At 61.3% G+C, this 14,377-nt stretch carries 17 protein-coding genes; 14 read left to right on the top strand and 3 right to left on the bottom strand.

The genetic code is table 11. The annotated features are described in order from the left end of the window. Positions 1 to 95: 95 nt before the first annotated feature. From ACW9JE_RS21860 to ACW9JE_RS21840, 5 genes are all read left to right on the top strand, one after another. Positions 96 to 467 carry a gamma-butyrobetaine hydroxylase-like domain-containing protein gene (locus ACW9JE_RS21860; RefSeq protein ID WP_224539478.1) on the top strand — a complete coding sequence of 124 codons (372 nt, stop codon included), beginning with the start codon at positions 96 to 98 and terminating at the stop codon, positions 465 to 467. Between the two features lie 258 nt (positions 468 to 725). Further along, positions 726 to 2,405 (top strand): class II poly(R)-hydroxyalkanoic acid synthase, encoded by a 1,680-nt coding sequence (gene phaC, locus ACW9JE_RS21855; RefSeq protein ID WP_224539475.1) that lies wholly within the window; start codon positions 726 to 728, stop codon positions 2,403 to 2,405. 166 nt (positions 2,406 to 2,571) lie between these two features. Next, positions 2,572 to 3,426: a poly(3-hydroxyalkanoate) depolymerase gene (phaZ, locus tag ACW9JE_RS21850; protein ID WP_224539474.1), complete on the top strand. Its 855-nt coding sequence runs from the start codon at positions 2,572 to 2,574 to the stop codon at positions 3,424 to 3,426. Positions 3,427 to 3,539: 113 nt separating this feature from the next. After that, complete coding sequence (gene phaC, locus ACW9JE_RS21845; RefSeq protein WP_224539472.1) at positions 3,540 to 5,222, top strand: class II poly(R)-hydroxyalkanoic acid synthase; 1,683 nt, start codon at positions 3,540 to 3,542, stop codon at positions 5,220 to 5,222. Between the two features lie 61 nt (positions 5,223 to 5,283). Beyond that, entirely contained in the window at positions 5,284 to 5,898 is a 615-nt protein-coding gene (locus tag ACW9JE_RS21840) for a TetR/AcrR family transcriptional regulator (RefSeq protein ID WP_224539469.1), read from the top strand. Positions 5,899 to 6,084: 186 nt separating this feature from the next. Here ACW9JE_RS21840 and ACW9JE_RS21835 read toward each other — a convergent pair whose 3' ends face one another. From ACW9JE_RS21835 to ACW9JE_RS21825, 3 genes are all read right to left on the bottom strand, one after another. Continuing rightward, positions 6,085 to 7,041 (bottom strand): phasin family protein, encoded by a 957-nt coding sequence (locus ACW9JE_RS21835; protein WP_224539467.1) that lies wholly within the window; start codon positions 7,039 to 7,041, stop codon positions 6,085 to 6,087. 10 nt (positions 7,042 to 7,051) lie between these two features. Further along, entirely contained in the window at positions 7,052 to 7,474 is a 423-nt protein-coding gene (locus ACW9JE_RS21830) for a phasin family protein (RefSeq protein ID WP_224539465.1), read from the bottom strand. 234 nt (positions 7,475 to 7,708) lie between these two features. After that, positions 7,709 to 7,984 carry a polyhydroxyalkanoic acid system family protein gene (locus ACW9JE_RS21825; protein WP_224539463.1) on the bottom strand — a complete coding sequence of 92 codons (276 nt, stop codon included), beginning with the start codon at positions 7,982 to 7,984 and terminating at the stop codon, positions 7,709 to 7,711. 154 nt (positions 7,985 to 8,138) lie between these two features. On the opposite strand from ACW9JE_RS21825, the gene ubiE reads away from it, so the two are divergent. The 9 genes from ubiE to ACW9JE_RS21780 all read left to right on the top strand — a co-directional run bounded on the left by ubiE (position 8,139) and on the right by ACW9JE_RS21780 (position 14,274). Then, the gene (gene ubiE / locus ACW9JE_RS21820) at positions 8,139 to 8,909 is read left to right on the top strand and encodes a bifunctional demethylmenaquinone methyltransferase/2-methoxy-6-polyprenyl-1,4-benzoquinol methylase UbiE (protein WP_007989286.1); all 771 of its coding nucleotides are present in this window, start codon (positions 8,139 to 8,141) and stop codon (positions 8,907 to 8,909) included. Further along, positions 8,909 to 9,532: a ubiquinone biosynthesis accessory factor UbiJ gene (locus tag ACW9JE_RS21815; RefSeq protein ID WP_224539461.1), complete on the top strand. Its 624-nt coding sequence runs from the start codon at positions 8,909 to 8,911 to the stop codon at positions 9,530 to 9,532. The genes ubiE and ACW9JE_RS21815 overlap by 1 nt, the downstream gene beginning before the upstream one ends. Then, positions 9,529 to 11,133: a ubiquinone biosynthesis regulatory protein kinase UbiB gene (gene ubiB, locus ACW9JE_RS21810; RefSeq protein ID WP_457433912.1), complete on the top strand. Its 1,605-nt coding sequence runs from the start codon at positions 9,529 to 9,531 to the stop codon at positions 11,131 to 11,133. The genes ACW9JE_RS21815 and ubiB overlap by 4 nt, the downstream gene beginning before the upstream one ends. 164 nt (positions 11,134 to 11,297) lie before the next feature. Further along, positions 11,298 to 11,699 (top strand): phosphoribosyl-AMP cyclohydrolase, encoded by a 402-nt coding sequence (gene hisI / locus ACW9JE_RS21805; RefSeq protein ID WP_457433911.1) that lies wholly within the window; start codon positions 11,298 to 11,300, stop codon positions 11,697 to 11,699. After that, positions 11,692 to 12,024 carry a phosphoribosyl-ATP diphosphatase gene (locus ACW9JE_RS21800; protein ID WP_007952422.1) on the top strand — a complete coding sequence of 111 codons (333 nt, stop codon included), beginning with the start codon at positions 11,692 to 11,694 and terminating at the stop codon, positions 12,022 to 12,024. Before hisI ends, ACW9JE_RS21800 begins: the two co-directional genes overlap by 8 nt. Positions 12,025 to 12,049: 25 nt before the next feature. Then, entirely contained in the window at positions 12,050 to 12,328 is a 279-nt protein-coding gene (locus ACW9JE_RS21795; protein WP_457433910.1) for a twin-arginine translocase TatA/TatE family subunit, read from the top strand. A gap of 10 nt (positions 12,329 to 12,338) precedes the next feature. Then, positions 12,339 to 12,779 (top strand): Sec-independent protein translocase protein TatB, encoded by a 441-nt coding sequence (tatB, locus tag ACW9JE_RS21790; protein WP_224539453.1) that lies wholly within the window; start codon positions 12,339 to 12,341, stop codon positions 12,777 to 12,779. Next, on the top strand, positions 12,776 to 13,570 hold the full coding sequence (gene tatC, locus ACW9JE_RS21785; RefSeq protein ID WP_224539451.1) for a twin-arginine translocase subunit TatC: 795 nt from the start codon (positions 12,776 to 12,778) through the stop codon (positions 13,568 to 13,570). The genes tatB and tatC overlap by 4 nt, the downstream gene beginning before the upstream one ends. Beyond that, a complete protein-coding gene (locus tag ACW9JE_RS21780; RefSeq protein ID WP_224539449.1) occupies positions 13,567 to 14,274 on the top strand; it encodes a 16S rRNA (uracil(1498)-N(3))-methyltransferase in 708 nt (235 codons plus the stop codon). Before tatC ends, ACW9JE_RS21780 begins: the two co-directional genes overlap by 4 nt. Positions 14,275 to 14,377 lie beyond the last annotated feature (103 nt).

The raw sequence follows: 14,377 nt of genomic DNA, 5'->3' as shown, positions 1-14,377 counted from the left end.
GGCGAAGTGTCAGTCGACATCACATTGACTGTCACACCGCATTCGCGAGCAAGCCCGCTCCCACATCAGGTTCTGCAAACGACGGATATCCGGCCATGATCCCCACCGACATCAAACTGCACAAAGCCTCGAAAACCCTGACGCTCAAATACGCGTCCGGCGAGGAATACACCCTGCCCGCCGAGTTCCTGCGGGTGCACTCTCCCTCCGCCGAGGTCCAGGGCCACGGCAAACCCATCCTGCAATTCGGCAAGATCAACGTCGGCCTGAGCAAGCTGGAACCGGCCGGTCACTACGCACTGAAACTGACCTTCGACGACGGCCACGACAGCGGCCTGTTCACCTGGGAATACCTCTATGAACTGGGGCGACGTCATGACGCACTCTGGGAGGACTACCTGGCCGAGCTCAAAGCCGCCGGAAAAACTCGCGACCCGAACGAATCTGTCGTCAAGCTGATGCTCTAGCCCGTGCCTCTCGTTCATTAGAAGGCATTTTCTAATTTCATCTGTTTGAATGCTCCGCTCCAAAGCAAGCAACAGGCCTGCTTGCGAAAAAAATTAAACTCGGGTAACCAATGGAACTGGCAAGTTCCCTGCAGTGCTCTCTGCGAATAAAAGCAGCGGTGCAGTATCAACGGTCACCCGAGTAGTAGTACCTGGCATTCGCTGTGTGGACTACACAGCAGGACCCGGTACTCGTCTCAGGACAATGGAGCGTCGTAGATGAGTAAAGAGAATAACGATGACTTGAAGTATCAGGCCTCGGAAAACACCCTGGGTCTGAATCCTGTCGTTGGGCTGCGTGGAAAGGATCTACTGGCTTCTGCTCGAATGGTGCTCAGACAGGCCATCAAACAACCGATTCACAGCGCAAAGCATGTCGCGCATTTCGGTCTGGAACTCAAAAACGTACTGCTCGGCAAATCCGGGCTGCAACCGGCAGGCGATGACCGTCGCTTCGTCGATCCGGCCTGGAGCCAGAACCCGCTCTACAAACGTTATATGCAAACCTATCTGGCGTGGCGCAAGGAGCTTCACGACTGGATCGACGACAGTAACCTGCCGCCCAACGACGTCAGCCGTGGGCACTTCGTGATCAACCTGATGACCGAAGCCATGGCCCCGACCAACAGCGCGGCCAACCCGGCGGCGGTCAAGCGCTTCTTCGAAACCGGCGGCAAGAGCCTGCTCGACGGTCTTTCCCATCTGGCCAAGGATCTGGTGCACAACAACGGCATGCCCAGCCAGGTCAACATGGGTGCGTTCGAGGTCGGCAAGACCCTGGGCGTGAGCGAAGGCGCGGTGGTGTTTCGCAACGACGTGCTGGAGCTGATCCAGTACAAGCCGAGCACCGAACAGGTCCACGAGCGCCCGCTGCTGGTGGTGCCGCCGCAGATCAACAAATTCTATGTATTCGACCTCAGCCCGGAAAAAAGCCTGGCGCGCTTCTGCCTGCGCAGCAACGTGCAGACCTTCATCGTCAGCTGGCGCAACCCGACCAAGGAGCAGCGCGAGTGGGGCCTGTCGACCTACATCGAGGCGCTCAAGGAAGCGGTCGACGTGGTCACGGCGATCACCGGCAGCAAAGACGTGAACATGCTCGGCGCCTGCTCCGGCGGCATCACCTGCACCGCGCTGCTGGGCCACTACGCCGCGATCGGCGAGAACAAGGTCAACGCCCTCACCCTTCTGGTGAGCGTGCTCGACACCACCCTGGACACCGACGTCGCCCTGTTCGTCAACGAGCAGACCCTGGAGGCCGCCAAGCGCCACTCCTATCAGGCGGGCGTACTGGAAGGCCGCGACATGGCGAAAGTCTTCGCCTGGATGCGCCCCAATGACCTGATCTGGAACTACTGGGTCAACAACTACCTTCTGGGCAACGAGCCGCCGGTGTTCGACATCCTGTTCTGGAACAACGACACCACGCGCCTGCCCGCGGCGTTCCACGGCGACCTGATCGAGCTGTTCAAGAACAACCCGCTGATCCGTCCGAACGCACTGGAAGTGTGCGGCACGCCGATCGACCTCAAGCAAGTGAAGGCCGACATCTTCTCCCTGGCCGGCACCACGGACCACATCACTCCGTGGAAGTCCTGCTACAAGTCGGCGCACCTGTTTGGCGGCAACGTCGAGTTCGTGCTGTCCAGCAGCGGACATATCCAGAGCATCCTGAATCCGCCGGGCAATCCGAAATCCCGTTACATGACCAACAGCGAAGTGGCGGACACTGCCGAGGAATGGCAAGAGAACTCCACCAAGCACACCGACTCCTGGTGGCTGCATTGGCAGGCCTGGATGGCCGAACGTTCGGGCGCGCTGAAAAAGGCGCCGCTGAAACTGGGCAACAAGGCATATCCGGCGGGCGAAGCAGCGCCGGGTACTTACGTACATGAGCGGTAACTGACACACCTCGCCCGCCTCCTGTAGGAGCGAGCACGCTCGCGATGGACTCCAGAACATCACGGGGTATCAGATGCCCCGCGTTATCGTTGACGTCCATCGCGAGCATGCTCGCTCCTACAGGGGGCGCGGACGGGGACGAATTCGAGAGAAACAGGGCCAGAGCATGCCGCAACCGTTCATATTCCGTACCGTCGAACTGGATGGCCAGACCCTCCGCACGGCGGTACGCCCCGGCAAGCCTCACTTGACGCCCTTGCTGATTTTCAACGGCATCGGCGCCAACCTGGAGCTGGTGTTTCCGTTCGTCGCGGCGCTGGACCCGGACCTGGAAGTCATCGCCTTCGACGTTCCCGGTGTCGGTGGCTCGTCGACGCCCAGTCGCCCGTACCGGTTTCCGGGCCTGGCGAAACTCACCGCGCGCATGCTCGATTACCTCGACTACGGTCAGGTCAATGCGATCGGGGTGTCCTGGGGCGGCGCGCTGGCCCAGCAGTTCGCCTATGACTATCCGGAGCGCTGCAAGAAGCTGGTGCTGGCCGCCACCGCTGCGGGCGCGGTGATGGTGCCGGGCAAACCGAAAGTGTTGTGGATGATGGCCAGCCCGCGCCGCTACATCCAGCCCTCCCACGTGATCCGCATCGCGCCGATGATCTACGGCGGCGCGTTCCGTCGCGACCCGACGCTGGCCGCGAACCACGCCGCCAAGGTGCGTTCGGCGGGCAAGCTGGGTTACTACTGGCAACTGTTCGCCGGGCTTGGCTGGACCAGCATTCACTGGCTGCACAAGATCAAACAGCCAACCCTGGTGCTGGCCGGCGACGACGACCCGCTGATTCCGCTGGTCAACATGCGCCTGCTGGCCTGGCGGATTCCCAACGCCCAGCTGCACATCATCGACGACGGCCACCTGTTCCTGATTACTCGGGCAGAGGCCGTGGCACCGATCATCATGAAGTTTCTCCAGGAGGAGCGGCAGCGTGCGGTGATGCATCCGCGTCCGGCGCCTTTGGGCGGCTGACCGACTAGTCATCGCCCGGCAGGACGCCGCGCCGCGCAACAACCCGATACTGCGTCTATGGTGTTCTGGTTCGGTGTATTTGATTTGGCCTGAAGACGAAGGAGTGTTGACTGATGCGTGACAAACCAGCGAGGGACCTGGCGCCCTCCCCAGCCGCGTTCATCAACGCACAGAGCGCGATCACCGGCCTGCGTGGCCGAGATCTGTTTTCAACGCTGCGCAGCGTCGCCGCCCATGGTTTACGCCACCCGGTGCACAGCGCCCGGCACGCCTTGAAACTGGGCGGCCAATTGGGCCGCGTGATTCTGGGTGAAACCCTGCACCCGACCAACCCCCATGACAGTCGCTTCGCCGATCCGGCCTGGAGCCTCAATCCTTTCTATCGTCGCAGCCTGCAGGCCTATCTGGCCTGGCAGAAGCAGGTCAGGAGCTGGATCGACGAGAGCAACATGAGCCCGGACGATCGCGCCCGGGCCCAGTTCGTCTTCTCCCTGCTCAACGACGCCATGTCGCCGTCCAACAGCCTGCTCAATCCGCTGGCGCTCAAGGAGATCTTCAATTCCGGCGGCAACAGCCTGGTGCGCGGGATCGGCCATCTGGTGGACGACCTGCTGCACAACGACGGCCTGCCCCGGCAGACCACCAAGCAGGCTTTCGAAGTCGGCACGACGGTGGCCACCACCCCTGGTGCAGTGGTGTTTCGCAACGAATTGCTGGAGCTGATCCAGTACAAGCCGATGAGCGAAAAGCAGTATTCCAAACCGCTGCTGGTGGTGCCGCCGCAAATCAACAAGTACTACATATTCGACCTGAGCCCACACAACAGCTTCGTCAAGTACGCGCTCAAGAACGGCCTGCAAACCTTCATGATCAGCTGGCGCAACCCGGATATCCGTCACCGCGAATGGGGCCTGTCGAGCTACGTGGAAGCGGTGGAAGAAGCCATGAATGTCTGCCGGGCGATCACCGGCGCCCGCGAGGTCAACCTGATGGGCGCCTGCGCCGGCGGGCTGACCATCGCCGCGCTGCAAGGCCACCTGCAGGCCAAGCGGCAGATGCGCCGGGTCTCGAGCGCCACTTACCTTGTGAGCCTGCTCGACAGCCAGCTGGACTCTCCGGCGACCCTGTTCGCCGACGAACAGACCCTGGAATCCGCGAAACGCCGCTCGTATCAGAAAGGCGTGCTCGACGGCCGGGACATGGCCAAGGTCTTCGCCTGGATGCGCCCCAACGATTTGATCTGGAGCTACTTCGTCAACAACTACCTGCTGGGCAAGGAGCCGCCGGCGTTCGACATCCTCTACTGGAACAACGACACAACGCGCCTGCCGGCGGCCCTGCATGGCGACCTGCTGGACTTCTTCAAGCACAACCCGCTGGGCCATCCGGGCGGTCTGGAAGTGTGCGGCACGCCGATCGACCTGCAGAAAGTCACGGTCGACAGCTTCAGCGTTGCCGGCATCAACGACCACATCACGCCGTGGGATGCGGTGTATCGCTCCACCCTGCTGCTGGGGGGCGAGCGCCGCTTCGTGCTGTCCAACAGCGGACACGTGCAGAGCATCCTCAACCCCCCGGGCAACCCGAAAGCCAACTACGTCGAAGGCAGCAAGCTGAGCAGCGACCCACGGGCCTGGTACTACGATGCGAAACAGGTCGACGGCAGCTGGTGGACGCAATGGCTGAGCTGGATTCAGGAACGCTCGGGGACACAGAAGGAAACCGTCATGGCTCTGGGCAACCAGAACTATCCACCGATGGAAGCCGCACCCGGCACCTACGTGCGCGTGCGCTGACGTTCAAGCGACCCACGGCCGCTGTCGGCCGTGGCATGGACCCGAACATTAAGAAGACTGGATGAAAACCCGCGACCGCATCCTCGAATGTGCCCTGCAGTTGTTCAACGAGAAGGGCGAACCGAATGTCTCCACCATGGAAGTTGCCAACGAAATGGGCATCAGCCCGGGCAACCTCTACTACCACTTCCACGGCAAGGAGCCGCTGATTCTCGGGCTGTTCGAGCGTTTCCAGGCCGAGCTGACACCGCTGCTCGACCCGCCGCTCGACGCCGAGCTGGGCCCTGATGATTACTGGCTGTTCCTGCACCTGATCGTCGAACGCCTTTCCCACTACCGCTTCCTGTTCCAGGACCTGTCGAACCTGGCCGGGCGCCTGCCGAAGCTGGCCAAGGGCATTCGCAACCTGCTCAACGCCCTCAAGCGTACCCTGGCGTCGTTGCTGGCGCGGCTGAAGGCTCAAGGGCAGTTGGTCAGCGACACCCAGGCATTGGGGCAACTGGTGGAGCAGATCACCATGACCCTGCTGTTCTCGCTGGACTATCAGCGGATTCTCGACCGTGAGGGCGAGGTGCGGCTGGTGGTTTACCAGATCATGATGCTGGTGGCGCCGCACCTGCTGCCGCCGATCAAGGTGGCGACCGAACAGCTGGCGCTGCAATACCTCGACGGCTGATGCGTACCCGCTTTCTGTAGGAGCGAGCACGCTCGCGATGGTCGCCAACGATAACGCGGGAAACCTGACACCCCGCGGTGTCTGGGCCTCCATCGCGAGCATGCTCGCTCCTACAGGAATTGCGTTTTCATGGATAAAAAAACGCCCGACCTTGGCAGGCCGGGCGTTTTTTTGAGCCCTGAGGAATCAGGACTGACTGGTTGGCGTCGATGAAGCTGGCGCGGCAGTCGGGGTGGCGGCAGGGGTCGGCGCGGTTGCGGAGTTCGATGCGCTGACCGGTGCAGCCGGTGCGGCCGAGGCCGCTGGAGTTGCCGGTTTGGCGGCGGCCGCGGTTGGCTTGGCGGCGGCAGTTTTCGGAGCAGCCGGCTTTTTCACTGCTGGCTTTTTCGCAGCCGCAGGTTTGGCTGCTGGCTTGGCGGCAGCAGGTTTCGCTGCTGCTGGCTTGGCTGCCGGCTTGGCCGCTGCGGTTTTCGCCGCTGCAGGTTTGGCTGCTGCTGGTTTGGCTGCAGGTTTTGCAGCTGGCTTGGCGGCCGCTTTGGCAGCTACCGGCTTGGCCGCTGTTTTGGCTGCGGCAGGTTTTGCAGCAGCGGTTTTGGCAGCAGGCTTGGCCGCGGCTTTCGCTGCTGGCTTGGCAGCAGGTTTGGCCAGTGGCTTGGCTGCAGTTTTGGCGGCTGGCTTGGCAGCGGCAGCAGGTTTGGCCGCAGCGGTTTTCGCCGCAACAGGCGCAACCTTGGCACCGGTCAGTTTTTCGATTTGCGCGGTCAGTTTCTCGACCTTGGTGTGCAGTGCCTTGACCTCATTGCGGCTCGGCACGCCCAGACGCGAAATGGCGCTGTTCAGGCGCTTGTCGAAAGCGCCTTCCAGCTCATCCCACTTGCCCAGCGCCTTGTCTTTCACACCGCTGATGCGCGACTTGGCCGAAGAAGCGGAGTCCTTGGCGCTGTCCTTGGCTGTGTCGACTTTCTTGCCGATTGCCTTCTCGGCTTTCTCGCCGTCTTTAACCAATGCATCGAAGATTTTGCTGCCGTCAGTGTCGATCTTCGAGTACACGCCTAAACCAGCCAGCCAGATTTTTCGGGAGTAGTCTTCTACTTTCCCGATCCACGAGCTGCCTTCTTTTTCGGTGTTCTTTTTAACAGCCATCCCGTTCTCCTTAAGATTTACGCGCGACGCGTTCGAGCAATGCCGTCAACTCATCGAGCTTGACAGAGAGTGTCTCAACGTCATGTTTAGACGGAATGCCGATACGATTCAAGGCGCTTGCCACACGCGAGTCGAATGCTTTCTCGACCTTGTCGAGTTGAACTTCGACACGACCCTTGAAAGTGCTCACTTCATTCTTCGCTTCAGCGATCTCGGAGTTCGCGGCTTCGAGCTTTTCGGCGACTACTTTTTTGCCTTTGGTTTCAACAGCTTGACCTGTCTTCACCAGCTCCTGAAAGTAGTCGGCGCCTTCCTGGCCAACCTTGGCGTAGGCACCAAGACCTGCCAGCCAGATCTTGCGGGCATAGGATTTGACGTCGCTCAGAGCCGATGTCGAAGCGTCGATTTTTTTCTTCAAAATTACTTTGGCCATGGTCCACCTCACGCGCAGAAGGTTTGAGGAACTGCCCGCGAAAGTGTCGGGCTCTGGCACAAAGTAGGGAGAAAAATTAGAAAGGGCACCCTAACAACCGCAACATTTGCGTGCCCCGAGATGGATGTAGGAGCGAGGCTTGCCCGCGAAGAGACCGGAACATCCGCAGCATCTTTGCCGTCAGGAAGACCGCTTTCGCGAGCAAGCTTCGCTCCTACAGGAGAAGGGGTCGGATCAGGCCAGCGCCTTGTCCAGCGCCTTTTCGATTTCCGCTTTGATCATGCCGCTCATGGCCGACATCATCAGGCCCAGCTCCACGTCGACGCGGATCGAATCGTCGGCCACGTGCACCGCGCCTTTCACACCCGAACGCTTGAGGTTCAGGGTGTCCCCGGACCATTGGGGCTCCAGGCCGTACTGGTCGGAAAGTTTCTGCGCCAGCTTGTCGGCTTTCTCGCGGGCTGCTTCCTTGCCCAGGTTGTGGGCACGCTCAACACTGATATGGGCCATTGGATGACTCCTGTTTTATGAATGCTTGTCGGTAAATCTTGACCGCCGCTGCGGCAAATCGTCCCGAAGGTTGCCCATCTTACCTTTAGCCATTCCAAGACAAAGCATCCCTTGGGGATTAGAATGTCGCGCATTCTCTCTTGGTGACAGCGATATGACTGATCAGCGCAAAGGCAGCGATGCCGAACCCACCACTCACTTCGGCTTCAAAAACGTTCCGGAAAGCCAGAAAGCGGAAAAAGTCGCTGAAGTTTTCCACTCGGTAGCTGCCAAATACGACCTGATGAACGACCTCCTGTCGGGCGGCATGCACCGCCTGTGGAAGCGTTTCGCGATCGAACTGTCGGGCGTCCGCACCGGCAACCGTGTGCTCGACATCGCCGGCGGCACGGGCGACCTGACCCGCAAATTCTCCCACCTGGTCGGCCCTACCGGCCAAGTGGTGCTGGCTGACATCAACGAGTCCATGCTCAAGGTCGGCCGTGACCGCCTGCTGGACCTGGGTGTGGCCGGCAACGTCGAGTTCGTCCAGGCCGACGCGGAAAAACTGCCGTTCCCGGACAACCATTTCGACTGCGTGACCATCGCTTTCGGCCTGCGCAACGTAACGCACAAGGAAGACGCCCTGCGCTCCATGCTGCGCGTACTCAAGCCCGGCGGCCGCCTGTTGGTGCTGGAGTTCTCCAAGCCGACCAACGCGCTGATGTCCAAGGCCTACGATGCCTACTCCTTCGCCTTCATGCCGCTGATGGGCAAGCTGATCACCAACGACTCGGAAAGCTATCGCTACCTGGCCGAATCGATCCGCATGCACCCGAATCAGGAAACCCTGAAGTCGATGATGGTCGAGGCCGGTTTCGACCGCGTGACCTATCACAACATGACCGCAGGCATCGTTGCCCTGCATCGCGGCATCAAGCCCTGATGCTGCTCGCCGGACTGCTCGCCAGCGTTGAACTCGGCCTGAACCGGGTGCTGCGTCTCGACAGCACGGCGCTGCCAAGGCTCGCGCACTTGAGCGGCAAGGTGATTGCCGTCGATTGCAGAAGCCCGGCGCTGCAACTGTTCATCCTGCCCAGCGACGAAGGCCTGCTGCTCGCCTCTCAGTGGGAAACCGGCGCCGACTGCACTTTGCGTGCACCGGCTTCGAGCCTGGTGAAACTGGCGATGAGCAAGGACAAGACCGCGGTGCTGCATGCCCCTGAAGTCGAACTCGACGGCGACAGCGGTGTGCTGCTGGAACTGGCGGGAATCCTTCAGGACCTTGAGCTGGACTGGGAGTACGAACTCTCGCGCTGGCTCGGCCCGGTCGCCACCCAACTGGTGGGCGGTCACTTGCGCAGCCGCGCGCGCTGGTATCAACAAGGATTTGCCAGCCTCAACCAGAACCTCGCCGAATACCTGGCCGAAGAATCGCGCGCCCTCGTCGGTCAGCGCGAAGCCGAAGCCCGATTCAGTGAACTGGACCGGATCAAACTCGATCTGGAACGACTCGAGGCGCGTTTCGAGCGCCTTTCCCGATCCCTCGACCCAAGCGATAACGCATGAAGCTGCTTGCCGTCCGCCGTCTGTTGCGCATCCAGCGCGTCGTGATCCGCTACCGCCTCGATGACCTGCTGTTCGATCTGCCTCTGCCCTGGTTCCTGCTGGTGCTGCGCTACGCCCTGCCGTGGCGCTGGTTCCCGCGCAAGACCCTCGACCTGAGCCGTGGCGCGCGCCTGCGCCTGGCATTGCAGGATCTGGGGCCGATATTCATCAAGTTCGGGCAGATCCTGTCCACCCGCCGCGACCTGCTGCCCGAAGACATCGCCGACGAGTTGATGCTGCTGCAGGACCGCGTGCCGCCGTTCGACTCCAAGCTGTCGGTCAAGCTGATCGAAGAGCAGCTGGGCAAGAAGATCAGCGAAGTGTTCAGCCGTTTCGACGTCGAGCCCCTGGCCTCGGCTTCGGTGGCGCAGGTCCACGCCGCGCAGCTGAAAACCGGTGAGGAAGTGGTGGTCAAGGTGATCCGCCCGGGCCTCAAGCCGATCATTGCTCAGGATCTGGCGTGGCTGTTCATCCTCGCCCGCGCCGCCGAAAAGGTTTCGGCCGACGCGCGTCTGCTGCACCCGGTGGACGTGGTCAGCGACTACGAAAAAACCATCTATGACGAACTCGATCTACTGCGCGAAGCGGCCAACGCCAGCCAGCTCAAGCGCAACTTCGAAGGCTCGCCGATGCTCTACGTGCCCCAGGTCTACTGGGACTGGTGCCGACCGAAAGTGTTGGTGATGGAGCGCATCTACGGGATTCAGGTCACCGACCTGTCCACCCTGGCCGACCAGCGCACCGACATGAAAATGCTCGCCGAGCGTGGCGTGGAGATCTTCTTCACCCAGGTGTTCCGCGACAGTTTCTTCCACGCCGACATGCACCCCGGCAACATCTTCGTCAGCACCGTGAGCCCGTGGAGCCCGCAGTACATCGCGATCGACTGCGGCATCGTCGGCAGCCTGACCCCGGAAGACCAGGACTACCTGGCGCGCAACCTGTTCGCCTTCTTCAAGCGTGACTACCGCCGCGTCGCGCAGTTGCACATCGATTCGGGCTGGGTACCGGCGGAAACCAAGCTCAACGAATTCGAAGCGGCGATCCGTACCGTGTGCGAACCGATCTTCGAAAAGCCGTTGAAGGACATTTCCTTCGGTCAGGTACTGATGCGCCTGTTCCAGACCGCGCGCCGCTTCAACATGGAAGTGCAGCCGCAGCTGGTTCTTCTGCAGAAAACCCTGTTGAACATCGAAGGCCTGGGTCGTCAGCTGTATCCGGACCTCGATTTGTGGAACACCGCGCAGCCTTTCCTCGAGCGCTGGATGCGCGAGCGGGTCAGCCCCAAGGCCCTGTTCGGCAACGTGCAGAGCCAGATCGAACAGATTCCGCACCTGGCCAACATGACCCGCGACCTGCTCGAGCGCATGTCCCAGCCTCACGCCAGCGATCCACCGCCACCGTGGCACCGACGCCGCGACGACTGGTTCCTGCGTCTGCTGGGAACCGCTCATCTGGCCGGCGGCGCCATCCTAGCTGCTGGTGGGCCGCTGAATCAGTTGGCTTATTGGCCTGCGGGAATCATGATGGCCGTCGGTTTGTATCTGGTCGTGCGTCGGTAGGAGTAAGCTGCAAGCTCCAGCCCTCAAGCTTCAAGTGGGCTGCGCGATACTTGTGTTTGGGTTATGTCGGCGCGGCTTAAGCGTTAAGATCAGGCAACAACCAACGAATCCGCTTTAACTTGCAGCTTGAAGCTCAAAGCTTGCAGCTGCTTCGGGAACCGAAGATGACCAACTGGCTGGACGAGATCAAGTGGGACGCCGATGGCCTGGTGCCAGCGATCGCCCAGGATCACAAGACCGGGCGCGTCCTGATGATGGCCTGGATGAACCGTGAAGCGCTGGAACTGACCGCCGCCGAGAACCGCGCCATCTACTGGTCGCGCTCGCGTGGCAAACTGTGGCGCAAGGGCGAAGAGTCCGGCCACGTGCAAACCCTGCACGAGATGCGCCTGGACTGCGACGCCGATGTCATCATCCTGATGGTCGAGCAGATCGGCGATATCGCCTGCCATACCGGTCGTCAAAGCTGCTTCTATCGCGTCTTCGAGAACGGCGACTGGACAACCGTCGATCCGGTCCTCAAGGACCCGCACTCCATCTACTCCACAGGACACACCCATGAGTGACACACTCACCCGTCTGGCCCAGGTACTGGAAGAGCGCAAAGGCGCCGCCGCCGACAGCTCGTATGTCGCCAGCCTGTATCACAAGGGTTTGAACAAGATTCTGGAAAAAGTCGGCGAAGAATCGGTCGAAACCATCATTGCCGCCAAGGACGCCGCCGTCAGTGGCGACTGCAGCGATGTGATCTACGAAACCGCCGATTTGTGGTTCCACAGCATGGTCATGCTCGCCCAATTGGGGCAGCATCCACAGGCTGTACTCGATGAACTGGACCGTCGCTTCGGTCTCTCCGGACACGTAGAGAAAGCCTCGCGTCCGTCCGCCTGAACAATTATTAGAGAGGAGCAGCACCATGGGTATTTTTGACTGGAAACACTGGGTCGTCATCCTGGTTGTGGTCGTACTGGTGTTCGGTACCAAGAAACTGAAAAACCTCGGCACTGACGTCGGCGAATCGATCAAGGGCTTCCGCAAGGCCATGAACGACGACGAAAAACCGGCCGATCCGACCGTGACCCCGGCGCAACCGGTTCCACCTGTTCAGCCACAGGCCACACAGTCCGTGAACCAGCCGCACACCATCGACGTGCAGGCGCAGAAGGTCGAAGAGCCGATCCGCAAAGACGTGTGAGCACTGACTAATGTTTGGTATCAGCTTCTCTGAACTGCTGCTCGTCGGCCTCGTCGCCCTGCTGGTGCTGGGCCCCGAGCGCCTGCCGCACGCTGCGCGCACCGCAGGCCTGTGGGTCGGACGCCTGAAGCGCAGCTTCAATGCGATCAAACAGGAAGTTGAACGTGAAATCGGTGCCGACGAGATTCGTCGGCAACTGCACAACGAACACATTCTGTCGCTGGAGCAGGAGGCGCGGAAGATTTTCACGCCGACCCAGCAGGAGCCGACGCCGGTTCAGCCGGAGGCCACTCCGACAGTTGCGGCGCCTGTAGTCGAAGCTTCACCAACTGCGGCTACGCCGGTTGCAGCTGAGCCAGCCGCAGCCACATCGGTCGAACCCGTGGTACCTGCGGCCGCGCCCGTCGCGCCTGCCCCTCAAGACCCCACACTGCCGCCGCGAGCCCCATGAGCGATCTTCCTGAAAACGACCAGCACATGCCGCTGGTTTCGCACCTTACCGAGCTGCGTACCCGTCTGCTGCGCTGCGTAGCGGCGGTGTTCATCATCTTCGCCGGGTTGTTCGCCTTCACCCAGCAGATCTACACCTTCGTCTCGACGCCACTGCGCCAGTACCTGCCGGCGGGCGCGACGATGATCGCCACCGACGTGTCATCGCCGTTCCTGACACCGCTCAAGCTGACGATGATGGTCTCACTGTTCCTGGCCATTCCGGTGATCCTGCACCAGATCTGGGGCTTCATCGCGCCGGGCCTGTACAAGCACGAAAAACGCATCGCGGTGCCGCTGCTGATCTCCAGCATCCTGCTGTTCTACGCCGGCATGGCCTTCGCCTACTTCCTGGTATTCCCGCTGATCTTCAAGTTCTTCGCCTCCGCCACCCCGGCCGGCGTGGAAATGATGACCGACATCACCAGCTACCTCGATTTCGTCATGACGCTGTTCTTCGCCTTCGGCGTGGCGTTCGAGATCCCGGTGGCCGTGGTGCTGCTGGTGTGGATCGGCGTGGTCGACGTCAAATACCTGAAGAAGATCCGCCCGTACGTGATCATCGGCTGCTTCGTGGTCGGCATGATCCTGACCCCTCCGGACATCTTCTCGCAGACCCTGCTGGCAGTACCGATGTGGCTGTTGTTCGAGATCGGCGTGTTGTTTGGCGGGCTGATCAGCAAACGCGGCGAACATCCGGACGATGAGCCGGCTGACGACCACAACGACCAGCCGCCAGCGACCCAAGCGTGAACCTGCTGCTCCTCGAAGAGGCCGACTTCATTGCGGCCGACCGGGTGATCCTGCGTGATCGACGCCTGACCCACATGCAGGAAGTCCATCGCTGCGAAGTCGGCGACAGCATGCGCGTCGGGCGGATTGGCGGGTTGATGGGCGCAGCCGAAGTGCTGCGTCTGGAAGCCAACGAGGCGGAATTGCGCGTCACCCTCGACCAGCCGCCGCCGGCCAAGCTGCCACTGACACTGGTATTGGCCCTGCCACGGCCCAAAATGCTGCGCAGGGTGTTTCAGACCGTTGCAGCCATGGGAGTGCCGCGTGTGGTGCTGGTCAACAGCTACCGCGTCGAGAAGAGCTTCTGGCAGACACCGTTTCTGGAGCCGGAAGCGATTCGCGAGCAGTTGATCCTCGGTCTCGAACAGGCCCGGGACAGCGTGCTGCCCGAAGTGACCATCGAGAAGCGCTTCAAGCCATTCGTTGAAGACCGCCTGCCGGCCATCAGCGAAGGCACCTTGGGCCTGGTCGGCCATCCCGGCAACTACCCGCCCTGCCCCCGCGCCCTGAGCGAACCGGTGACCCTGGCCATCGGCCCCGAAGGCGGCTGGATTCCCTACGAAATCGACCTGCTGGGCAAATCCGGCCTGCAACCGGTGCAGCTGGGAGAGCGCATTCTGCGCGTCGAAACCGCCGTCACCGCCCTGCTCGCACGCCTCTTCTAAACACCACGCGTAACCTGTAGCAGCTGGCGCAGCCTGCGTCCGGCTGCGCAGCAGTCGTCAATCCAGAGCACGCGGTTTTCCTGAAACACCACAGCGCCCGGTT

Source organism: Pseudomonas sp. SDO55104_S430 (assembly GCF_054070595.1).
The sequence above is the reverse complement of the archived record's forward strand: the minus strand, read 5'-3'. Positions and strand labels throughout refer to the sequence as shown.

Coding starts and splice junctions, on each gene's coding strand:
- ACW9JE_RS21860 (WP_224539478.1), top strand. CDS start 96: ATGATCCCCACCGACATCAAACTGCACAAAGCCTCGAAAACCCTGACG.
- phaC (WP_224539475.1), top strand. CDS start 726: ATGAGTAAAGAGAATAACGATGACTTGAAGTATCAGGCCTCGGAAAAC.
- phaZ (WP_224539474.1), top strand. CDS start 2,572: ATGCCGCAACCGTTCATATTCCGTACCGTCGAACTGGATGGCCAGACC.
- phaC (WP_224539472.1), top strand. CDS start 3,540: ATGCGTGACAAACCAGCGAGGGACCTGGCGCCCTCCCCAGCCGCGTTC.
- ACW9JE_RS21840 (WP_224539469.1), top strand. CDS start 5,284: ATGAAAACCCGCGACCGCATCCTCGAATGTGCCCTGCAGTTGTTCAAC.
- ACW9JE_RS21835 (WP_224539467.1), bottom strand. CDS start 7,041: ATGGCTGTTAAAAAGAACACCGAAAAAGAAGGCAGCTCGTGGATCGGG.
- ACW9JE_RS21830 (WP_224539465.1), bottom strand. CDS start 7,474: ATGGCCAAAGTAATTTTGAAGAAAAAAATCGACGCTTCGACATCGGCT.
- ACW9JE_RS21825 (WP_224539463.1), bottom strand. CDS start 7,984: ATGGCCCATATCAGTGTTGAGCGTGCCCACAACCTGGGCAAGGAAGCA.
- ubiE (WP_007989286.1), top strand. CDS start 8,139: ATGACTGATCAGCGCAAAGGCAGCGATGCCGAACCCACCACTCACTTC.
- ACW9JE_RS21815 (WP_224539461.1), top strand. CDS start 8,909: ATGCTGCTCGCCGGACTGCTCGCCAGCGTTGAACTCGGCCTGAACCGG.
- ubiB (WP_457433912.1), top strand. CDS start 9,529: ATGAAGCTGCTTGCCGTCCGCCGTCTGTTGCGCATCCAGCGCGTCGTG.
- hisI (WP_457433911.1), top strand. CDS start 11,298: ATGACCAACTGGCTGGACGAGATCAAGTGGGACGCCGATGGCCTGGTG.
- ACW9JE_RS21800 (WP_007952422.1), top strand. CDS start 11,692: ATGAGTGACACACTCACCCGTCTGGCCCAGGTACTGGAAGAGCGCAAA.
- ACW9JE_RS21795 (WP_457433910.1), top strand. CDS start 12,050: ATGGGTATTTTTGACTGGAAACACTGGGTCGTCATCCTGGTTGTGGTC.
- tatB (WP_224539453.1), top strand. CDS start 12,339: ATGTTTGGTATCAGCTTCTCTGAACTGCTGCTCGTCGGCCTCGTCGCC.
- tatC (WP_224539451.1), top strand. CDS start 12,776: ATGAGCGATCTTCCTGAAAACGACCAGCACATGCCGCTGGTTTCGCAC.